Below are 19,289 nucleotides of genomic sequence, written 5' to 3'. Positions count from 1 at the left end.
TTGTTCGAAGCCACTGTCACACATTCCTGACCTGTCTTGCTCAAAAGCGTGACCATGTCCTGATAGAGACCCTTAACCGTCCCGGCCGTGATTTTCTGTTTCATCGCATTGATCTGAAAGGGTTGAATGCCGGACCAGTAGTTGTCCTCGTAGGCTCGTTTGATAATCTCGTCCAGGAATTGAGCCTTAATATAGGCTTCAAGTTCTGCCTTGAAGATATCGGCGGTATAAACCTTGATCGGGTTATCGAATTGTTTGGATGTCCAGAGGTCCATGGCGTCACCGAAGTATTCCGTACCTGTGGCTTGGACCGTGGCTGCTATGAAAAGTTTGCGATCCAGAAATTTGCTTGATTTCAAAAGGGCTGCCAATTCCTTCGAATGCACGCGCAGGGGACCGCCGGCTTTGGTTTTCTGCAACAAGAGATTCAGTTCCTCAGGCTGCGGGGCTCGTCCAAGTGCAGCGCTAAAGGCTCCATGGATGACACGGGATGCCGACACGGGTGTTTCGGCGGCTTTTTCCACAATTTTTTGCTCCATCCAGGGATTTGTACAAATCTCGCCTTGGCTCGAACACTGATTCATATGCCTTGAAACTTCACTTGATATAGGTTCTCGTCCTTGCACATCACGAATGATCTGCTTGATGTCTGCAATTTGCAAGGTGGAGGGCGCGCAGCCGAGGGTATAACGCCGTGCTTTGAGCTGACCCGGAACATAGGTCCTGACCAGAAAATCAGCCGATTCCCAGGTGATGGGCTGCAATTTCGCTGGCTCCGCCTTCAGCTCATCCACCAATTTTTTGGCAAAGAAATTGACCGAAGATTCGCAGCTGAATTGTACCAATGCATCCTGAGCCGCACTGAGCCGCAGGAGAGGATTGCGTGTGGCCGCTCGGCTTTCCAGCCCGACGAAATTAGTGATGTGGTAGGCGTCACTGGCAAAAAGAGGACGGGTGAGACTCGGGCAGTTCAGAGCCGGCTGCTGATCCATCTGACCGCTGATATAGTCATTGAAGGCGGCATCCGCTGAGGTGATGGTCGGCAGTTTGCCGGTGGCTGGAAAACCAAAGGCCGTCTGCAGTTCTGCATCGGAAGAGGCGCAATTCAAACGGAAGGTCCTGCCACCACTGAGGAGAACCCGCACCAGTCCGAGCTCCTGATCCTCCACCCGATAAAGACGGGCATCGAAAACGGCATCAGGTTCTGAAAACGTGGCCATGCTGAGGTTCGGCGCAATCGGTGTCGCTGTATTATAGCAGTGCAGGGCCCCGAGTTGATCGGCGCCTGGCAGATCCTTCAGGCTTTCCTTGAGGATCACGGTCGATTTCACGGAATCTGTCTCGCGCCAGAAAGCGTCAAGCATGTTGGAGCAGGCCACTTCATAAAGCCTTTTATCCTGGGGACTGAAGGCATTGAAACGGACGAGGCTATAGGACTTCTTCGCGGCCCGATCGATGACGCGGAAAACCTGACTGAACATCGGGCTCGCCTGATTCTGACCGTACAGCGAATCACAGCGCAGGATGGGTTGCTCGGCCACATGAAACTGGGTATTGAGATCCTCTTCAGTGACGACCTCGGGATTGTCGATATCCAGAAAAGCTTCACCAAAGGCGTTCACCACCGCACGCGGATCCCGTCCTTTGCAGTTCACAGCAAACCCAACCGGTGTAAACGAAGTGGCGCCGCTGGCGTCGATTGATTTCTGATTGAAGATCATAACGGGAAAGCTGCTTGGCAGATCCTTCAAGGCTTCACTGCGGTCGCCGATAACCTTGTACATTCTCGCTTCCAGCAGGGTCGAATCGATGGACGCCTGGCCGAGCACGATGGAACTCGTCGTTCGCGCGGGTGACTGCTGGGTGAGGACCAGCAGTCCAATGAGGCTCAAATATTTTTTCATGAACGCGGTTCCTTTATGGGAGTTTAAGGCAAAGCACAGATGTGGCTGTGTCGTTAAAAGAAAAAGGCACAAGGTTATACCAGGTGCCTGCGTCGGCGGACTGCCCCTTATCGAACTGCCAGGCATCTTTGGTAAAACTCATGCCGGACCCATAAAGATGGATTTTGGTGCCTTGAAACTTTAAATCCGTGCTGAGCACGGCATAATATCCTTCCCGAATCCAAACGCTGCTGATGGCATCATTGAATCCGTTTTTGAGTTCGTAGGACTGCGCTATCGCTGTCTGCTCGAAGCGTTCTCCCAGCCGATCCACGTCCTTATAGGAGATGCAGTCCGCTGCCACCGCCGGCAGGGACATGAATAAAAGCAGCGTGGCCCCCAGTACATTGTTCATGAAGTACTCCTCGATCGTTCATCTCTTGGCGATTTTTGCCAGACGATGCTGGCCAAACTCGTCATTATGTCATTAATCGAAGGCGATAACGCAGGAAGCATGCCAGAGCATGGTTCGGATGAAAGAGCTGACTGAAGCAGGTTTTAGAATTTTAGGGCTGTGGGTTTGCCCTGATTTCAGGACATCATGTTCAGAATTCTGGGTAAGGCCGGGGAGTCTAAGCGGCGTCCTGCAGTCCCAAGGCCGGATCCCATTCCAGGATGACAAATGTAAAATCGTCCTGCGGGGGCGTCCGATTCCAAATCCCGGCGGCGTAATTCAAAATTTCCGATCGAGCGGGCTGAATACCGGGAGCCTGAGCGATCAGGCTGGTCAATTTTTTGATTTTGAGTGTTCTATCGTCCGTACCAAAGTTTTCCGTCAGCCCATCGGTATAAAGGAACATACGGGTTCCCGGCTGAATCCGAAAGGGCAGGGGAGCAAAGGGGATCGATTCATGCAAGCCCAACGGTGACGAACCTTTGACAAGCGCTTGGATATGACCCTCATGAATAAGAAACGCTGCGTTATGCCCGGCATTCACATACAGCCCATCACCCGTTCTGAGATCAAGGGCAACGATGGAAAACGTCATCAGCCGATCCGCCCTCCGACCCGCTGAAAGCACCGACAGGTTCAGTGCATCCATCAATTCCTTCAAAGTCTCTTCCATGGATAAATTCTGATTTTGACAGACGGAAAGAGTTCCATGAATGGCTCCGGAGGCGGCACCCGAAACCAAAGCGGATGCAATGCCGTGGCCTGTGACATCACCGATGAAGGCATAGAAACGCTGATTCCTGGCGTCGTGCTTGAGATCATAGAAATCACCACCGGCCTGTTCTTCAGCAACCTGGTAATAGCTTGAGGTACGGATCCCTGGGAACTGATCCTGCGAGGGCAAAAACGCGGCCTGGACAGCCTTTGATTCCTGCAAATTCTTGCGCAGGGAAAAATCCTTGCGATATTTCCGCGCGACCAGAATACTTTGGCCCATGAAAAGACTGATCAGACCGTAGGATGCGACATTAAATGTGTCCCATGCATAGTGCGCATAGCCGATGTCATTGACCAAAGCCACGGCAAAAATCAAGGCCAGACTCAAACACGTGCGGGCCTCAAATCGATGCTGAGGATGGTGCAAGGCATGATAGATCAGGAGACTAAAGACAAAGATGCCAATGACGCATGTATAACCCTCATAGACATACACCAGTCTGTGCATAGTCCTATAATCCGGCACCATAAAGGGCAGGACGGCAAGTACCAGAGTGACTGCATGAGCCGGATGCCGCAGGAATTTGAGCTTGTCGGGAAAACCTTCGATGATGCATCCCAGATAGCGAAACACCAGAAAGGAGCAGACCACCATCATGGAATAGAGAATACGGTAGTTCACGTCGGCGTAAATCGCCAGGCCTTCAGGATAAATCCCTTCAATCACCCGATCCGCCGTCACAATGCGAAAGACCATGGTCAGACAACTGACGGCAAAAATCCAGTTCGTCGCATCATCACGACGAACGAAAAACAAAATAGCATGATAAATGGCCAACGCGAGCAGAGTGAAGGCTGCTGCGATGCTTCCGAGGCTTTTCAGAAATGTATCGCGACTCAACGCGCTCCATTCGCCTATCTTCGGCGGGATCAGGATACCTTTGTAGACATAGTTGAAGCTGCTGACCCGAAGGAGAAGGTCCAGCTGCCTGCGTCCGTATTCTGGTATGGGAAAATCCTTGCGTAGCCACCAGGAGACTTCAAACGGCGCGCGATCAGCCACCCGACCGGCCCGGGCTATGATTCGACCCTCCGGGGCAATTTCCAGTTCAAAGGCTGAATTGATGCCAACGTCATCCTGCAATCCAAGATGATAGGTCTCATGAGGCGGCAGGAGGATACGAAGCGCATAGGTTCCATACTGCACGTTTTCAAGCCCTGGATGGCTGGTCCAGCTCGATCCTGTCGGGAGTACATAAGATTGCGGCAGCTCGGATTTAAGGTCCGCCGCGCGGAGGAGGACATTGGGATAAAATGTCCATTCTCCACGCAAAGGCACAGGTGAGGCGCGGAGATCCACTGAGGTGAGGTCAAGGATTCCCTGAGATGCCTGGGGCGTGGCAAAGCCCTGGGCGCCTGTTAAAAGCGCGCAGAGGAGAGACAGCAACCTCCAAACATGTGGGATCCGAAGCATAACGATCCCGCCTTTCCACGATTTTCCTTGTGCTATTATTTCGGAATTCCACGTGCAGACTTGAGAGCACCGGCGTTCTTATTAAGACACGTTGGTTCATTTGCCTTTAACCAGATAAAGGCCAAAAGCGTTGCCTGGTTGGGTACATGTTGAGCGGGCAGAGGTAGAATCGTAAGCTTCCCTGAACGTGGCCCTTTCGGTAAACTGAATGTTAAGCTCCGCTTATGAACTGAGGCTTATATGAAATCGGTACTCCAGATCATCCTTGCATCGATAGCACTCGAATCAGCGGCCGCCGCCAACACTGCCGAGATTCGTTTTTGCGCCAATGAATCCTCGTCGTTCCATTTTTACAATAAAGCCGGAACGGAAAAGAGCGAAACGCCAGGGATTTTGATCGACTTTATCTACGATTTGGAAAAAAAGCTGAGTCTCCCGATCAAGATCATCCGCCGGACGAGGCGCGCGTGTCGGACACTGATTGAAAGCAACGAAGTGGATGCCTATGGTCCCGTGAGCTATGAAGTGAGTCGGGATAAGGGTTGGGCGTATCCTCCCCTTAAGAACGGTGTGCCGGATCCCCAGTATGCCTTCACGAATGCCGGCTATACGATTTTTTACAATAACGGGAGCAGCTTCAGCTGGACCGGGGAACGCATCAGTGATCTTGCGAAGTTCAAGATCGGCGCTCTCGAAGGCAATTCCGTAGTCGCCAATCTTAAAAGTGAAGGGGTCGAAGCCCAGACCTTCAAATCTGTTGCTGCGATGCTCAAACGCCTGCAGAACAAGGAGCTGGACGCGGTTGCCGTGCATGATAACCAGGTGGAACGCCTGAAAGAGAAAATGGGCTTCAAACAGCATGAGAAAGTCCTCTACACGCGAGGCTATTTCATCATTTTCTCGGACAATTTCTATAATGCGAACAAGACCATGGCGGAAACAATCTGGAAATTTAGCAGCGAGTACATCAACTCACCAGAAGGGAAGAAGGCCAAAAAGAAATACGATCATCTTGAGGACTTTTAAGCGACTGCTGACCCGCAACCTGCCTGTCCCAAGCTTCAGAACACCTGTTTGCCCTTATGCAGCCAGAAAAAAATGCCGAATAACTTCCATAACCATGAGCATGAATCTAAGAGATTTTTGCATCATGGCATGGAAGGCCCCATATGCTTGTCTTTCCATTCCATTGCTGTCATTGGTCCGTGGCGTTAGCCACTCTCTGCCTCACGCCTTATGCGGCCTTTGGTCAAACCAGCAATAACAACCAGGCACGACAGGAATTCCAGGACGCTTACAAAAAACAGCGGCAGAACCAGGCAGCTTTATTTTCCGCGGCGCCTAACCATCACATTACCCCGAAGCGGGACAACATTTCCTTCGCTCTCGATACCCAGATTATCGACTTGGCTATTGCCCCCGACCTGGATGAAATACCGGAGAATCTAACGGAACTGGATCACCGTTTGGAGATGACAGGCTGGTCGGTATTCCCCTTGATCGCATTCTCGGCCGATCGCTTTGGCGTCGGTTTCACAGGCGAGGCAGGGCGACGTCAGGTCAAGTATCTGAGCCGCGAACAGGAATCGGATACGACCGCAGGATCCTTCACCGAGCAATACAGTGAGACGACCTATACCGGGGCCGGTCTTTATGGATTCGTGTCCTTGCGTTCGAATGCTTTGCCGAAATGGTTGGCGGGTACTCTGATTCTGGGCGGACGCAGTCTTTCCGCTGTGCAGGAAACCCAAGGAACCCGAACAGATTCGACTGCGGTGCCCTCATCCACCCGCCTGAAATATGATGTGCGAGCCTACGATCTGGGCATCAACGTGGCCGCAACCCTGGCGAAGCGCTTTACAGTCTTTCCCTGGTTCAACTACCGTCAAATCCAGCTGGGTTCCCTTAAGGATCGCAATGAAAAGCTGGCTGAAAGCCTGGGTGATAGTATCAGCGTTCCGGTGGAACTGGATCGTGAACTCATCTGGCAGTCTGAACCCGCCATGACCTTTGGCATCGATTTCGCTGTGCAGCTGGGACGGTTTGAAGCGCATCTGGGTGGTGTCTTCGGTTACCTGGCGAGTCTGAATCGCGGGGCCGATCGCGTCCAGGATAAAGCGATCCATTTGAGTGTTGCCTACGATCTGAAAAGTCGCTGAATCCAAATCACGGCGTTGGAGTGGTCTCTCCTGAACAACCTTCCCACCAGCACGGATTGGTTTCGATAAACTCACGCAAGGCATTAGCCAGGCGCGATCGACTGTCCTGCTGCGAGCGTAACGCACCCCAGGAGCTTCGAAGGGCAGCATCATCAGCGCTCTTATCATAGAAGAGCAAACGGCCACCGGCCTCCTTCCAGACCGAAAGGTTCTGCGATACCGCAGTCCCCGTGCGCTCATCATTGCGCGCGATTTCCCTGAAATCATCTGCCGTCAATTCAGGCGAGAATGCGGGACCACTGCCATAAGCCAGAAGCGGAAGATTGATGGCTGTTGCCGCCGCCGCCATATCCTGGATACGCTTTTTCGCCTGGCCGAATTCTGATTCCTCAGCCGTAACACCCGACCCGCCGCTGAGCGTATCGAAAAAGCTGTTGATACTTCCATCGTCGTTTCCTTCCGCAGCAGGGGCGAGGAATCGTGCGGACATAGCCAAAAGTGCGAAAGGAGGGACCTGGTTGGCAAGAGTCATCAAGCGCGAAGGCATCGTAGCATCGGCAGCGTTCACAAGGCCCACCGTCTGAATGCGGCTGGCGTCTGCACCAAAGGCTGACTTCCAAACGTTGGCCATCGTCGACAGTCGTTGCAGATAGAATGCTTCATAGGACTGCAGATTCAGCATCTCAGCCGCCAGGGTCATATAATCCCGTGACTCGGAACCGGCGATCCAAAATTCTCCGCCATATTCCAGATAGATCGCAAGTTCTGCATCCAGCCAGGTCTTGAAAAACGAAGCGCTGGCGCGCAGCATCTCATTGGAAATGCTGGCGGGTTGGGTCAGCCATGGATCTGCCTTCAGGACATTGCTCAGCGCTACGATCGCTTCCCAGGGTGCCCCATGGTCTGTAGTAAAGTGAGCGATGTTGCTATCCAGAGCCACTCGATCCCGCACAAAATTGCTTTTCTTCAAAAACCAATCCTTGAATCCCAGCGACTTGTACGAGCGCAGGCTTTGGAGAAAGACAGGATGGAAGAACACCTTTTGATGGGTGGAGACCAGGGTGACGAAGTTGGTGAGATCGGTGCTTTCTGACGAATTGATCGCAGCCTTGGAAAAGTCAAAACAGGTGAGGCCAGACGCACATGTGCCGCTGCCGCCGCGATCCGTTCGACAATAAGAAAAGGGAAGGAGTTCACTCAGGGTTTTGCCGCAGACTCCTCCCGGGGCAATCACCTGAATATCACGAATCGGATTTCCCGCGGCCAGTGAACTGATCGCCAGCAGCACTCCGGACGGCGAAGGCGTGGCCACATCGAAGGCAGCAAGGCCAGTTCCCAGTGAAGTGACGCTGCTGGCATCACCGGATACGGAGAGCGTCGCGCCACCGGTAAAGCGAATCAGATAACGGCCACTGGGATAGCTGCCTTGGGCGCCTTGAAAGAGTCGTGTTCCAACACAATTTTTATTAGGCGGAAGCTGCGTGATCCAGCCTTCGGCATCGAGAATCTGGGTTCCCGTGCCGGGAGCATCCGCCTCGTTGGGACCGGCATCACAGGTGAATTCCTGCCAGTCCTCGGCCTGCAGCATTTGATCAACTGTTTGCCATTCACGACTGGATGATCCAAAGCCTGCCAGGGTCATACCCAAAGGCGAATGAATATTGAGAGGAGTTTGATTGGACAGAATTGCATCCGTCCCGGTCGTGAGCTCGGGCTCTGTGCCGTAACCATAACTGGCCGACTCAGGACTGATTTTCCGACAGTTGTTCAGCAGGACTGCTGCCGAAAACAGGATCAGGAACAATTTCATGCCGTACGCTCCTTGCTGCCCATGCTCGGGCCCACGGTGCTTAGCGGCATTTCCGGAATTTTTTGGATGGGAAAGAGTTGCCCGGTTGAGCTTCCTGAGCGGCCCATGTTGGACCGTTCAGGGGCTGGAGTATTCAAGGGACAGCAATGGCTTGGACCACAAAGATCTGACGGCCCTGAACTGTTTTATAGTACCCATTCACGAGCACTTCGATGCCAGGTTCAGCGGATCGCTCCAGGTTGTTTGTGGTCAGGTCCAATTGCACGGCTGTTCCGTTTTCGAGAAACAAACTGTAGTAGGCACCGGTTCCGCCACCGGGCAACGCGATCTGCAACGTCCCGCTCAAGCTCGTTTCCAAAAATTCCACGCTCTCAGCTTCCAGGACTTTATAGTGGCGACCATGGACCTTGACGGTTTTGTAAATTCCGGAGACTCGGACGCGGGCTCCTTCCAGGAATTGCTGATCCAACTGGTTGAACAGAAGGTCCACTTGAACGACGCTGCCGTTGTCCAGAACTACCGAGTAGCCCGTGTTCGTGCCGCCGATGTTAAAGGTGTCTTTGAAATTACCTTCCACTCTTTCAAAAATGAAAAACTCCTGGGCTTGAGCTTCGGCTGGATGGATAGCGTGAAGGCCAGGGAGAGGAAGTTGAGTAGCCATGATTGCAAGAAGCAAAGTTTGAACAAGTTTCATCATATTCTCTTGAGTTGAGGTTTGATCTCGTGCTGCATCGCAGCTCCATAAAGCGTTTGTAATCGGCTTCAGTAAAAAATCAAAGACAACGCAGGGGACAGGAAGGGACATGACTGTTGAAAGCAACAGCTCAAAAGAACAAATGACTCATCTTAACAGACTATAGTGTGCAGCAATTTCCGCCCGTCGATCCCCGTTAATATATTGATATTATTATATTTATACTCATTCTTACAAGATTAGTAAGATTATCCGATAAGCCCTTCATAAACCCCAGGGCGGCGGTGCACGATTGAATATTAAACTCATCCTCACATCATTTATCGTTTTAGGCGCATCCTGCCCTCATCAAGCCTGGGGCGAGGTCGTGAAACCTCCTCTGGCAAAATTCTCGCTGCAGATTCCAGTTTTGAAATACACGACAAGCTCCATCAAAACCGAGTCGCCTCAAGGTTCATCGAATGAAAAGGTCAATGATCTTTCGACCCAGGTTTTGGATGATGGTTTCATCGGTATAACCCTGGGCAAGCTCGGCCTTTATCTTTATCCCTTTGATGATGGAAATCATTTGGTATCGGCAGGCTATATGATCACCGATAACATCGAACTGGGTGTGGATCTGGGTTTGAATCAATCCAGCAGCCAAGGAGCCGGCACCAAGGATTCCACGCAGATCGGTGCCTGGGGCTATTATTACTCGACTCTCGGGAGCCTGGGGCTCGAAAATGGGCTGAGCCTCAACACGAGCAGCAGGACGGATCGGAATCCTCCGAATCCGGATGCGAAATCCGACGAGTTTTCGATCAAAATATCCTCAACAGTCGTTTACCCCTTGGCGAAAAATCTTCGGTATCTGGGTGGTGCGTTCATCCGCAATAAGAGTTTGGACGGTGATGGCGGCATCAAGACTTCAACATTTCAATTCGGGTTTATCCTCGCGGGCCTACGTTTGAAATGGATCTGACATTCCGCAGTTCGCCTTGATCGCAAAATTTTCCAGTCGAACCTTGCACTCCCTGCATCCTTCCCCTGTCATTTTGAAGCGCAATGCTCCTTTATGTGACGAGGAAGAATTCCATGAAAAACTCCAGCTCCCTAACGAAACTCTTCAGCCTCATGATTTTAGTCCATCCCTTGCTTACATCCTGTGGCTCTGATAGCAAATCCGACCCAGCGCCGACTGTGGTTTATGGCACGATTAAATTAACGCCTGTCCAGGGCGACGATGCCGGAACGTATGAACTCACCGGCCTTACGCAGTGCGCACGCAATGCGGACACGGGGCGAGTCGATGTCGTTATGTCACAGGGTGCTGGTAAGCCGAGTTTGACCGTTGCTATTAAAGATTACAGCGCGTCAGCCAAAACCTATACATGTGCCCAGGCTGCGGATAACAAAACTTCAACGACGGATGTGGGGGGCAAGTTTGATTCTTGTATGGTCGCTACAACCGTTCTGTCCAAATCAACGGCCACGTCGCTGAATGGTTATGCCATGCATCGCGAAGCGATTACCGTGAAGCCCTTTACATACGCCGGCAGCTGCAGCATTCAGGTCACCGAAGCCAGCCCATCCATCAAGGGGACAGTTTCATGCACGAAGATGGTGCAAACGCAGCTGGAAGGTGCGGCACGGAATCCGATCGATACAGGCATCACAGCGGATCTCACGGCCGAGTTTAAATGTACGTTCCAATAAGACTCGCGTGAGCGTTGACCCTGTTCAATGCTCACCATCTGCTTCAGACATTTTCTGAAGAACACGAGCGATCGTTATGGAATCGACCCTGGCAGCTTTCATCAATTGTTCGGCCAATCCAAAATCATCCGCGTCGATTGCCTCAAAGAATTCGTCCACCTTGTCGATCTCGGCAAGTTTTTCAAGGACAAGAGTCCCTTCAAAATAGCTTTCTTCCATCGCTTTTCCTTCATTGCTGAACAGGCATAGTGAGGCGGCCTCATGGCCCCTCACCGGGAAATTGCGTTGGTATTATCACAGAATTCGGGGATCATTCCCAGGGCCCGTCGCCGATCAAGGCGAGAAAACTGCATGCTCAGTAGTACTCAGACACGCGGGTATAGATTCCTGGGATGCTGTTCCGAGCGCAGCCGAGGCCCCAGCTCACAACGCCGGCAACAGTGAATTTGGTGCCGTCATAGGTGAACAGCGGACCACCGGAATCACCCTGGCATGAATCGGTCGACTTAGTATAGGCGCACAGAGTTGTGGAAAAGATCTTTTCGCTGAAAGAACGGCCAGAAGCATCGCGTAGGCTTTGCAACGAGCTTTTGCAGGAGTCGTTGCTGAGCGTGTTGACGGCTGTATATTTGAGAGTATCGCTGGAATTGCCCCCCTCCGAGGTCGCGCCCCAACCTGCTACGTATGTCTTGGTGCCAGCCGATGGGAACGAGTTGCTGCTGTTGATAGGAGTTGGTGTCACGCTGCTGGTTCCGTCCAGGTCAACCCAGGCGATATCATTTGAGTTGGTATCATTCCGATAGTTCTCATGGATGGTGAGTTTTTTCGCCTTGAAACGTTCACCTGTGGCATTGCTTTGGGTGCCGAGGGCCGTGGGCGCCTGGCTCAAAACCCGGCTGCCCAGCACGACGCTGACATTTGTAAACATGACACCATCAGCGTCGTACTTGCCAATATCCGCGAGACAGTGGGCGGCGGTGAGGACAGTATCCGAATCGATCAGGGTACCGCCGCAGAACGCATAGTTTGATTCAATGAGCCTGGCCGTGTTTTGGCCGGGCGCCTTATAATAGACATCAGCCTGGAGCGAGGCCACGGATTGGAAAAGACTGTCATAAAGTGACTGCGAAAGGGCTGCTCCGCCAACGATATCAAGATTGCTATCGGCCTGCTCAGACTTACCAGCACCGCAACCTGACATAACTGTCCAGCCAGTTAACATTACAAACGACGCAATCTTTAAGCTTTTTCTCATGTTAATATTTCTCCAAGTTCAGTTTGCTAATAATTAAACGTATGAGCCTAGGAAATACTCGCACGTTCGGAAAAAAAATTAACTGGCTGGCCAACTTCAGAAAACTTGGACTCTATTGCGCCAAATATAACTAGCAGGGAGGCTCTAATCACCTGCAAGCGAGTATCTGATGTGGAGAAGGACAGGGGGCGAAAGTTATAGTGAATACAAAATCGATTTCCAAACTCTGTGAGGTGATCTTTTGAGCAAGAAAAGTTTATTCCTGCCACCTGGTGGAGGGCGATCCTATCCGATGGGGCGCATCAGCAGTGTTTTCAAGGCCGATGGCGTTGAAACAAGCGACCGTTATTCCATTTCCGAGTGGTGGCTGGAGCCTCATACGCAGGGACCGGGACCTCACTCGCATGATGAAGATGATGTTTTCTATGTCATTGAAGGTACCATGAGCTTTCTGCTCGATGATAAGTGGATCGATGCTCCCAAAGGAGCTTTTCTCATCGCGTCTGGGGGTATGAAACACGATTTTGAAAATAGAAGCGATCAGCGGGCAGGTCTTTTAAATTTTTCCATTCCAGGGGGTTTTGAAAAAGACATGCCAGGGATCGTTCAGTGGTTTGCGGATCATCCGCCTGGCAAGGCCGGGAAGTGAAGATCAAGAGTCCTTAAGGCGTGAATCACAACAACTCCAAGGAAACCGACTCAAGCCATGAAAAAAGCGAAGACTGCTCCAAAGAAAGCGAAGACCGCTCCAAAGAAAGCGAAGACTGCTCCGAAGAAAGCGACCACCAATCCGAAGAAGACGACCACCTCGAAGGCAGGACAAGGAGGCGACTCGCCCTCTCAGCTGATCAATGCGAGAATCGAGGAGTTGGGTGATTGGCGCGGCGAGACGCTTGCCCGGATTCGACTTCTCATTAAGCAGGCCGACCCTGAAGTGGTCGAAGAGTGGAAGTGGAGAGGGGTTCCGGTGTGGGCGCACGCAGGAATTATCTGTACCGGTGAGACATACAAGAATATCGTGAAGATGACCTTCGCCAAGGGCGCTGCCTTGGAGGATCCTTCAGGTCTCTTCAACTCCAGCCTTGAAGGCAATACCAGACGCGCCATCGATATCCATGAGGGTGAGAAGATCGATGAAAAGGCATTGAAAGCTCTCGTTCGGGCGGCCGTGGCACTGAACACATCCTCTGCCGCCAAGCGCGCAAGACCCACACCCTAAAGATTTATGACTTCTGGACCCTCGAACCGCGACGCTTTACACTTTCTGCAAGGAGGTAAAATATGAATATTCTTTTATGGGTTCTTCAGATCCTTCTCGCCCTGCATACCCTGGTGGGCGCTGTGTGGAAATTTTCCAATCCCGAGCAAGCCGTTCCTTCCTTGAACGCGATTCCCCACGGAGTCTGGCTAGGGATGAGCGGCATTGAAATTCTTTGCAGCGTGGGCCTGGTGCTCCCGGCTCTCAATAAGCGCTTCACCATCCTCGCGCCTATCGCGGCGGGCTTGATAGCCGCGGAGATGCTGCTTTTTTGCGGGCTGCATATCTCTTCCGGTGACACGAATTACGGCCCAATGATTTACTGGCTTGTCGTGGCTGCGATTTGTTCGTTCATTGTCTATGGAAGATTTGTGCGAAAGCCTTCGTAAAAGTCCAGCGTAAGCCTTCGCTGGCAGATGGAAACTCAGTCATCCCGAGGAGCAGCTTATGACTACATTCCGTACATCCCGCGAAATCCCGGCAACCGTCGAACAAGTTTTTGCAGCGTTCAATGCTGAACGCTTGGCTCGATGGTGGGGACCCGCCGGTTTTACCAATACATTCGATGTCTGCGAATTCAAGAATGGTGGGCGTTGGTCCTTCACCATGCACGGACCAGACGGCAAAAACTATCCAAACGAAAATGTGTTTGCAGAAATAGAAGCACCGAAGAAGGTCGTTGTTCAACACGCCTCGGAACCCAAGTATCGCTTAACCATTACTCTGGCTTCGTCGAAAGTGGGGACGCTCGTATCCTGGTCGCAGGATTTCGAAAGTGCAGCCGTTGCCAGTCGCATAGAACACATCGTCGTTCCTGCCAACGAGCAGAACCTTGAGCGCCTGGCAGCTGAGGTTTTACGTAATCCTGGTGGTGGGTAACAAGCCTGATCTCAAAGGCTGGGATGGAGTATGGCGCCGGCGCTTGATCATGCAGCCGAACGCCTCGCCACAAGTCAAAGGGGATTAAAGATCGATGTTATAGAGCAAACCTAAACCAAAGGAAGTACTTTTCGCCGAGACTTTATCCATGGACTCATCGCCAACATCAATACCATCGATTCTGTAGGTAACTTTATCAAATGTTGCAGTATTGGCAGCGGCAAAGGCCGAGAGGCCCCAGTACTTACCCCAGAAGTAGTCATAACCCAAACGCAAGCTGGCTCGCGATCCGGAAAATTTTACAGACGTTTTGATCCCGTTTATGTCCGTGGTTTCGGCCTCGAACGCTCCGCTCCCCACACCAATGCCGAAGTAGGCCAGGCTCAATGTATCACCATTGACACTTTTGATTGCATTCCAATCCAGTCGAATCAGACCTCCGCCGACGTTATAGTCCACATCGTTTTTAGTCATGCTCTGGGATGAAACTTCCAGGTACACAGCCCACCAGGACTCACTTCGAAAGCCAATCATATCCCAGTTGATGCCGGTATAACTTTTTGGCAAATCGACGATCTCGTTCTTTTGTTTGAAGTTGACCGATTCCTGAGCAAAGTTGAATCGTCCCTGAATACCTTGACGCCAGCGGCGTGCTTCAGGCTTGTCCTTGCCGGAGTCTGTATTCTGATTGTTTACCTGGCTGTTTGTTTGCTCAACCTGGTTGCTGTTATTAACATTAATAACAGTTCCGCCGCCACCCGAGTTTGTCGCTTCATCGTCGCTAATTTTTTGGATCGTGTAGCGTTTGACTGTAACGCGACCCATTTCAGCGGTATCGATGATGAGATCGTTTTGATTCATTTCAACGATGACGCCTTTTAATACGGTCCCGTTTTTTAACTTCACCGTTTCGGCCAAGGCCGGACTCGAGAGTATGGCGGCGACAACCAGTATAAACAGCGAATTCATAGTAGTACCCATTTGAGGTTAAAGACTCCAGATTTGTTGTCGGAATCTTGGGGGCATCTATAAATACCTAGAGCACTAATTTTGAGGGAATTAGGAAGGTGTGGATTAACAGACAGATAATATTAGATTTTTTAAGACTTTACCTACCGGTAAGAAATGAAGCCTGTCCGAGGGAGGGGCTTCTCTTACAAGAGTTAGAATGCATAAGTCCATTGAAGGGATAGATCATGATCCTTCGTGACGGTTGAGCGCTGGCGTGACATTTTTATAAGCACAACCCCACCAGCAATACTCGCTCCCACCAAAGCCAAGCCACCAAAAAAACCTAACATAGCTTCATCTGATCCTTTTTGGCATTCCTTTAATTCTGGACTATCAGCATCATAGTTTTCATCGCATTCACTCGGTAATGTACCTAAAGAATACAAAGCAAATAACCCACCAACTACGGATCCAACCACTATAATGGTAATTCCCAAAGGCTTCTTCCAGGATCCCGTGGGAGTTCCAGTTCCCCTGGCGCGTCCGTGGCCAACGAGTTGGATATTGTCATCATAGACCGGACTATGAGACGACTCGGCATCAAGCAATCGATAGTTGGATTCTGCCAGACAGGTGGTACTGATTAACTCAAGGCTAACCATGAACAGCAACTTTTTACGCATTAATCTTCCCTATGTCAGCTGTATGATCATGGATGCTCTGCCGATTGGGAGCGTCTCTCCTTTATAAACACATCCTTAACATTTGCGCTTAGTGTAATAGTCTGATTTACGATATCACACATCATGAATGCATGGAGTGATTGGGACTCGGTGCTCAATCCATAGCCGCCATTAAGCGCCTCAAGACTCTTTTTTTCCCAGACGGGAAACTGCTTCTTGTATTCTGTTTCCACGTCAGAGCATTGCTTCCTGAAGACACCCTGTTCTTTGTCTTTCATGACTATATAGACATCCACTCCATAGAGTTTATTGTCAAAAAATTTGGCCTCAAGTCCAGCCAAAAGATTATAGGTACGGATCAACGAATATCTTTGCCTCAGACGCTTCTTGATTTTGGGCGTCACTTCTAAACCATATATACGCTCATTGTCGGCCCTTATCCCAGGGTCAAAGTACTTTTCATCGTTTCCGAGACTCGCCAAAGTCTTTAGTTCCAATTCCAGAACCTTTTCGACTTCCCTTGGCGGCATCCCATCAAACAGATTCATGAAAAGACGCTGTCCCACAATTGAATATCTGTAGAGATATCCCACCCATATTCCAAACAAAGCGAACCCGGCGATGAAAACTGCAACAGTTACTTTGCGTTTGTTCATTTGAATATCTTCCAAATATTTTTTTGAGCAAATACTTCCTAACTTGAATATGAATTCCATGTCCAACCTGCGCAAGAGGCCCATGAGCGGGCGAGTCCAGATGAGTTATCTCTGTCATTTTTTACTGCTATAGCAGTAAAAAATGGTATGTTTATACGCCCAATAGCCCAAATCCTTGATTTTTACTTATTTTTACTGCTATAGCAGTAAAATAGGTGGATTTAGGTCTTCGAAAGGAGATAGAATGGATTAAATAGACCAAATTTACTGCTTTAGCAGTAAATCAAGGCATATGAATGAGACAAGGACACTGAGATGCTGGAAGAAATTGGCTCCATCATAAAATATCATCGCCAAAAAAGTGGGTTAACTCAGTTGGAATTGGCTACCCTCGCTGGTATCGGCAAAGCCGCTGTTTACGATATGGAACATAAAACCAAAAGCACTCGCATGGATACTCTCATCAAAGTGCTTAAAGTCCTCAACATCGACGTAAAATTCGCAAGCCCGCTTATGAAAGCATATGAGGAACAAAAGCGTGAAGAGAGCGAGGATATTCGTCCAAAATAAAGAGGCTGGCGTGCTCGAAGAACGGCACAGAGGCCGGGATTATCACTTTAAATATCATGATACGTACACGGGCCCTCCTGTTTCCCTCTCTATGCCCCTCAATGAAAGAGAATTTTTCTTCACAAAGTTTCCACCTTTCTTCGATGGGCTTTTACCCGAAGGCCTTCAGCTCGAAGGTCTATTGAAGATCAGAAAGATTGACGCTGATGATTACTTCTCTCAGCTCGTCGCCGTTGGCTCGGATCTGGTGGGAGCTGTCACAGTGAAAGAAGACGCCGACGATGAATAGATGTCCAATCACCTATGAACCCTGCGGTTCTGCAAAATATTCCGACACAGGTCTCAAAAGGATCTCTAGCAAGCTTTCCCGCCTTGAAGACTTGCCCTTCGATGCCAAAGACCTGCGAGACGAGGCTCTGCAAAGGGCCTCAAGGATGTCTATCCAGGGCGTGCAACCCAAGGTGAGTGCGATCCTCAGTATCAAAGAATCTCGTTTTGAAATTGTCGATTATGGCGGTAAATATATACTGAAGCCACAATCGAACATGTTCCATCAGCTTCCGGAAAATGAAGATTTGACTATGCGCCTCGCAGAAGTCTCAGGCATGAATGTGCCGAAACATGGCCTGGTCTATGCGAAGGATCAAAGCCTCGTGTACTTCATAGAAAGATTTGATCGAAAAGGCCGCTCTAGCCGCATCGCTGTTGAAGATTTTGCTCAACTTGCTGGAGAAAGCAGGGCCACAAAATACAATTACAGCATGGAGCGGGTCGCGTCGATCATCGAACAGTACTGTACCTTTCCGGTCATTGAAAAAGCTGAGTTTTTTCGAAGGACCATTTTCAACTACCTCGTTGGCAACGAAGATATGCATTTGAAAAATTTTTCCGTCATCGTAACTGATGATATCGTGCGTCTGGCCCCAGTTTATGATTTTGTTAACTCTTCAATAGCCCTGCGCCACCCGGCAGAGGAAATGGCTCTGACCCTGAATGGAAAAAAGAAAAACTTCACCAGAAACATCCTGGTCAACTATTTTGGCCGCGAACGCTTGAAGCTGGAAAGCAAAGTGATTGACGAACAATTCCAGCGTTTTTCTCAGGATATCCCCCAATGGTTTGAATGCATTGATAAAAGTTTTCTTTCCAAAGAATTTCAGGGTAAATATAGAGAAGTGGTCGAATCCAGAGCCAAAGTACTTCAGCTCGACATCAGGGACGGCTAAACGTAATCGACCGGGCATGCCCCGCGGAGATCCATGCGATGACTTCGGAAAAATCTTCGAAACCAGAATTTTTTGGCAAAGACACTGCGTCCCATTACGACAAAAACAATCTTCCAATGCCTCCAATTTACGACAATCTGCACTTCTTGATAAAAGCCGTGTTAAACGGGTTACCGAGTGATTCCAAAATCCTCTCCATTGGTGCGGGAACAGGAACTGAGATAATCAAACTTGCCGAAACCTACCCTGGGTTTACTTTTACGGCCGTTGATCCTTCCGCGGAAATGTTGGAAGTTTGTCGGAATCGCCTCGGGACGTTTGGTCTGGTTGATCGATGCGAGTTCATTCATGGGTACGTCCAAAGTCTTCCAAGCGAGGAAACGTTTGATGCCGCTCTTTGTATTCTCGTAACCCATCACACACCCCAAGAAGAAAGACAAAAAATCATGAATGGCGCAGCGAAGCGCCTCAAGCCGAAAGGATACTTCATCGTTGCGGAATTGAGTTTTGATTGGTCATCGGATCAGGTCGAAGACGACCTTGAGAAGTGGAAATCCGTCATTCGATTAACAGGTGCCCAAGAGCAAAAAATCCAAACGATTCCCAAAATGTTTCGAGAACATCTCTCAGTCTTATCGCCCGAGAAGGCGGAGGATTTACTGAAAGCAAATGGCTTTGATTCGCCTGTTCAATTTTTCCAATCGATGATTATGCGAGCTTGGTATTGCAGGAAAAAGGCCTAAAATTGCGTAAGCGCCCCTTGAGTGCTCGGAGGTCGTAGGGAACTGATCAACACTTTTCATACGCGTTTGTCGCAAACCTGTCTTTGTGGTGAAGTGAGGAAGAAAGCCCTGAGTGAACGCACGCACTCGTGCGGGTCCTGCGGCCTTGTCATGGGACGCGACACACTTTCGGCCTTTCT

22 protein-coding genes are annotated in these 19,289 nt (G+C 50.2%); 12 read left to right on the top strand and 10 right to left on the bottom strand.

Annotation, left to right across the window (positions count from 1 at the left end; genetic code table 11):
* From VE954_RS17710 to VE954_RS17700, 3 genes are all read right to left on the bottom strand, one after another.
* On the bottom strand, nucleotides 1–1,904 hold a 1,904-nt coding region (locus VE954_RS17710), incomplete at its 3' end, for a hypothetical protein (protein ID WP_324955146.1).
* A 13-nt stretch (nucleotides 1,905–1,917) separates the two neighbouring features.
* Nucleotides 1,918–2,298, bottom strand: a complete 381-nt coding sequence (locus VE954_RS17705; RefSeq protein ID WP_324955145.1) for a hypothetical protein — start codon at nucleotides 2,296–2,298, stop codon at nucleotides 1,918–1,920.
* Nucleotides 2,299–2,515: 217 nt separating this feature from the next.
* Nucleotides 2,516–4,528 carry a PP2C family protein-serine/threonine phosphatase gene (locus VE954_RS17700; RefSeq protein WP_324955143.1) on the bottom strand — a complete coding sequence of 671 codons (2,013 nt, stop codon included), beginning with the start codon at nucleotides 4,526–4,528 and terminating at the stop codon, nucleotides 2,516–2,518.
* 240 nt (nucleotides 4,529–4,768) lie between these two features.
* On the opposite strand from VE954_RS17700, the gene VE954_RS17695 reads away from it, so the two are divergent.
* Together VE954_RS17695 and VE954_RS17690 are read left to right on the top strand one after the other, a co-directional pair.
* Nucleotides 4,769–5,554: a transporter substrate-binding domain-containing protein gene (locus tag VE954_RS17695; protein ID WP_324955141.1), complete on the top strand. Its 786-nt coding sequence runs from the start codon at nucleotides 4,769–4,771 to the stop codon at nucleotides 5,552–5,554.
* 143 nt (nucleotides 5,555–5,697) lie between these two features.
* Nucleotides 5,698–6,687: a hypothetical protein gene (locus tag VE954_RS17690; protein WP_324955139.1), complete on the top strand. Its 990-nt coding sequence runs from the start codon at nucleotides 5,698–5,700 to the stop codon at nucleotides 6,685–6,687.
* Between the two features lie 7 nt (nucleotides 6,688–6,694).
* On the opposite strand, the gene VE954_RS17685 is transcribed toward VE954_RS17690, so the two are convergent.
* Together VE954_RS17685 and VE954_RS17680 are read right to left on the bottom strand one after the other, a co-directional pair.
* A complete protein-coding gene (locus VE954_RS17685) occupies nucleotides 6,695–8,497 on the bottom strand; it encodes a hypothetical protein (protein ID WP_324955137.1) in 1,803 nt (600 codons plus the stop codon).
* Between the two features lie 133 nt (nucleotides 8,498–8,630).
* Nucleotides 8,631–9,194 (bottom strand): hypothetical protein, encoded by a 564-nt coding sequence (locus tag VE954_RS17680; protein WP_324955135.1) that lies wholly within the window; start codon nucleotides 9,192–9,194, stop codon nucleotides 8,631–8,633.
* Nucleotides 9,195–9,558: 364 nt separating this feature from the next.
* Here VE954_RS17680 and VE954_RS17675 point away from each other — a divergent pair, with 364 nt between their 5' ends.
* Both VE954_RS17675 and VE954_RS17670 read left to right on the top strand, forming a co-directional pair.
* Nucleotides 9,559–10,155 (top strand): hypothetical protein, encoded by a 597-nt coding sequence (locus VE954_RS17675; protein ID WP_324955133.1) that lies wholly within the window; start codon nucleotides 9,559–9,561, stop codon nucleotides 10,153–10,155.
* Between the two features lie 113 nt (nucleotides 10,156–10,268).
* Nucleotides 10,269–10,889: a hypothetical protein gene (locus tag VE954_RS17670; protein WP_324955131.1), complete on the top strand. Its 621-nt coding sequence runs from the start codon at nucleotides 10,269–10,271 to the stop codon at nucleotides 10,887–10,889.
* A gap of 24 nt (nucleotides 10,890–10,913) precedes the next feature.
* Here the strand turns inward: VE954_RS17670 and VE954_RS17665 are convergent, their stop codons facing one another.
* Together VE954_RS17665 and VE954_RS17660 are read right to left on the bottom strand one after the other, a co-directional pair.
* Entirely contained in the window at nucleotides 10,914–11,108 is a 195-nt protein-coding gene (locus VE954_RS17665; RefSeq protein ID WP_324955130.1) for a hypothetical protein, read from the bottom strand.
* Between the two features lie 136 nt (nucleotides 11,109–11,244).
* Entirely contained in the window at nucleotides 11,245–12,144 is a 900-nt protein-coding gene (locus VE954_RS17660; protein ID WP_324955128.1) for a serine protease, read from the bottom strand.
* Between the two features lie 292 nt (nucleotides 12,145–12,436).
* On the opposite strand from VE954_RS17660, the gene VE954_RS17655 reads away from it, so the two are divergent.
* From VE954_RS17655 to VE954_RS17640, 4 genes are all read left to right on the top strand, one after another.
* Nucleotides 12,437–12,793: a cupin domain-containing protein gene (locus tag VE954_RS17655; RefSeq protein WP_349263830.1), complete on the top strand. Its 357-nt coding sequence runs from the start codon at nucleotides 12,437–12,439 to the stop codon at nucleotides 12,791–12,793.
* 57 nt (nucleotides 12,794–12,850) lie between these two features.
* Nucleotides 12,851–13,363 carry a DUF1801 domain-containing protein gene (locus VE954_RS17650; RefSeq protein ID WP_324955124.1) on the top strand — a complete coding sequence of 171 codons (513 nt, stop codon included), beginning with the start codon at nucleotides 12,851–12,853 and terminating at the stop codon, nucleotides 13,361–13,363.
* A gap of 62 nt (nucleotides 13,364–13,425) precedes the next feature.
* Nucleotides 13,426–13,791, top strand: coding sequence for a DoxX family protein (locus VE954_RS17645; RefSeq protein ID WP_324955123.1), 366 nt, complete (start codon nucleotides 13,426–13,428; stop codon nucleotides 13,789–13,791).
* 58 nt (nucleotides 13,792–13,849) lie between these two features.
* Nucleotides 13,850–14,281, top strand: a complete 432-nt coding sequence (locus VE954_RS17640; protein WP_324955121.1) for an SRPBCC domain-containing protein — start codon at nucleotides 13,850–13,852, stop codon at nucleotides 14,279–14,281.
* Between the two features lie 84 nt (nucleotides 14,282–14,365).
* Here the strand turns inward: VE954_RS17640 and VE954_RS17635 are convergent, their stop codons facing one another.
* From VE954_RS17635 to VE954_RS17625, 3 genes are all read right to left on the bottom strand, one after another.
* Nucleotides 14,366–15,250, bottom strand: coding sequence for a hypothetical protein (locus VE954_RS17635; protein WP_324955119.1), 885 nt, complete (start codon nucleotides 15,248–15,250; stop codon nucleotides 14,366–14,368).
* A 194-nt stretch (nucleotides 15,251–15,444) separates the two neighbouring features.
* Nucleotides 15,445–15,915, bottom strand: coding sequence for a hypothetical protein (locus tag VE954_RS17630; RefSeq protein WP_324955117.1), 471 nt, complete (start codon nucleotides 15,913–15,915; stop codon nucleotides 15,445–15,447).
* A gap of 26 nt (nucleotides 15,916–15,941) precedes the next feature.
* Nucleotides 15,942–16,571 carry a hypothetical protein gene (locus VE954_RS17625; protein ID WP_324955115.1) on the bottom strand — a complete coding sequence of 210 codons (630 nt, stop codon included), beginning with the start codon at nucleotides 16,569–16,571 and terminating at the stop codon, nucleotides 15,942–15,944.
* 315 nt (nucleotides 16,572–16,886) lie between these two features.
* Between VE954_RS17625 and VE954_RS17620 the strand changes: the two genes are divergently transcribed.
* The 4 genes from VE954_RS17620 to VE954_RS17605 are packed head-to-tail and all read left to right on the top strand — an operon-like array spanning nucleotide 16,887 to nucleotide 19,110.
* Nucleotides 16,887–17,141: a helix-turn-helix domain-containing protein gene (locus tag VE954_RS17620; protein ID WP_324955114.1), complete on the top strand. Its 255-nt coding sequence runs from the start codon at nucleotides 16,887–16,889 to the stop codon at nucleotides 17,139–17,141.
* A 10-nt stretch (nucleotides 17,142–17,151) separates the two neighbouring features.
* Nucleotides 17,152–17,430, top strand: a complete 279-nt coding sequence (locus VE954_RS17615) for a HipA N-terminal domain-containing protein (RefSeq protein ID WP_324955112.1) — start codon at nucleotides 17,152–17,154, stop codon at nucleotides 17,428–17,430.
* On the top strand, nucleotides 17,423–18,367 hold the full coding sequence (locus tag VE954_RS17610) for a HipA domain-containing protein (RefSeq protein ID WP_324955110.1): 945 nt from the start codon (nucleotides 17,423–17,425) through the stop codon (nucleotides 18,365–18,367). The genes VE954_RS17615 and VE954_RS17610 overlap by 8 nt, the downstream gene beginning before the upstream one ends.
* A gap of 38 nt (nucleotides 18,368–18,405) precedes the next feature.
* Complete coding sequence (locus VE954_RS17605) at nucleotides 18,406–19,110, top strand: class I SAM-dependent methyltransferase (RefSeq protein WP_324955108.1); 705 nt, start codon at nucleotides 18,406–18,408, stop codon at nucleotides 19,108–19,110.
* Nucleotides 19,111–19,289: the final 179 nt, after the last annotated feature.

The sequence above is a fragment of the Oligoflexus sp. genome (assembly GCF_035638955.1).
Classification (GTDB): Bacteria; Bdellovibrionota_B; Oligoflexia; order Oligoflexales; family Oligoflexaceae; genus Oligoflexus.
The sequence above is the reverse complement of the archived record's forward strand: the minus strand, read 5'-3'. Positions and strand labels throughout refer to the sequence as shown.

Excerpts from the sequence above, each read along its gene's own strand:
- VE954_RS17695 (WP_324955141.1), top strand. The coding sequence starts at position 4,769 with ATGAAATCGGTACTCCAGATCATCCTTGCATCGATAGCACTCGAATCA.
- VE954_RS17620 (WP_324955114.1), top strand. The coding sequence starts at position 16,887 with ATGCTGGAAGAAATTGGCTCCATCATAAAATATCATCGCCAAAAAAGT.
- VE954_RS17605 (WP_324955108.1), top strand. The coding sequence starts at position 18,406 with ATGACTTCGGAAAAATCTTCGAAACCAGAATTTTTTGGCAAAGACACT.
- VE954_RS17610 (WP_324955110.1), top strand. The coding sequence starts at position 17,423 with ATGAATAGATGTCCAATCACCTATGAACCCTGCGGTTCTGCAAAATAT.
- VE954_RS17705 (WP_324955145.1), bottom strand. The coding sequence starts at position 2,298 with ATGAACAATGTACTGGGGGCCACGCTGCTTTTATTCATGTCCCTGCCG.
- VE954_RS17650 (WP_324955124.1), top strand. The coding sequence starts at position 12,851 with ATGAAAAAAGCGAAGACTGCTCCAAAGAAAGCGAAGACCGCTCCAAAG.
- VE954_RS17665 (WP_324955130.1), bottom strand. The coding sequence starts at position 11,108 with ATGGAAGAAAGCTATTTTGAAGGGACTCTTGTCCTTGAAAAACTTGCC.
- VE954_RS17660 (WP_324955128.1), bottom strand. The coding sequence starts at position 12,144 with ATGAGAAAAAGCTTAAAGATTGCGTCGTTTGTAATGTTAACTGGCTGG.
- VE954_RS17690 (WP_324955139.1), top strand. The coding sequence starts at position 5,698 with ATGCTTGTCTTTCCATTCCATTGCTGTCATTGGTCCGTGGCGTTAGCC.
- VE954_RS17635 (WP_324955119.1), bottom strand. The coding sequence starts at position 15,250 with ATGAATTCGCTGTTTATACTGGTTGTCGCCGCCATACTCTCGAGTCCG.
- VE954_RS17655 (WP_349263830.1), top strand. The coding sequence starts at position 12,437 with ATGGGGCGCATCAGCAGTGTTTTCAAGGCCGATGGCGTTGAAACAAGC.
- VE954_RS17670 (WP_324955131.1), top strand. The coding sequence starts at position 10,269 with ATGAAAAACTCCAGCTCCCTAACGAAACTCTTCAGCCTCATGATTTTA.
- VE954_RS17685 (WP_324955137.1), bottom strand. The coding sequence starts at position 8,497 with ATGAAATTGTTCCTGATCCTGTTTTCGGCAGCAGTCCTGCTGAACAAC.
- VE954_RS17700 (WP_324955143.1), bottom strand. The coding sequence starts at position 4,528 with ATGCTTCGGATCCCACATGTTTGGAGGTTGCTGTCTCTCCTCTGCGCG.
- VE954_RS17645 (WP_324955123.1), top strand. The coding sequence starts at position 13,426 with ATGAATATTCTTTTATGGGTTCTTCAGATCCTTCTCGCCCTGCATACC.
- VE954_RS17630 (WP_324955117.1), bottom strand. The coding sequence starts at position 15,915 with ATGCGTAAAAAGTTGCTGTTCATGGTTAGCCTTGAGTTAATCAGTACC.
- VE954_RS17680 (WP_324955135.1), bottom strand. The coding sequence starts at position 9,194 with ATGATGAAACTTGTTCAAACTTTGCTTCTTGCAATCATGGCTACTCAA.
- VE954_RS17640 (WP_324955121.1), top strand. The coding sequence starts at position 13,850 with ATGACTACATTCCGTACATCCCGCGAAATCCCGGCAACCGTCGAACAA.
- VE954_RS17625 (WP_324955115.1), bottom strand. The coding sequence starts at position 16,571 with ATGAACAAACGCAAAGTAACTGTTGCAGTTTTCATCGCCGGGTTCGCT.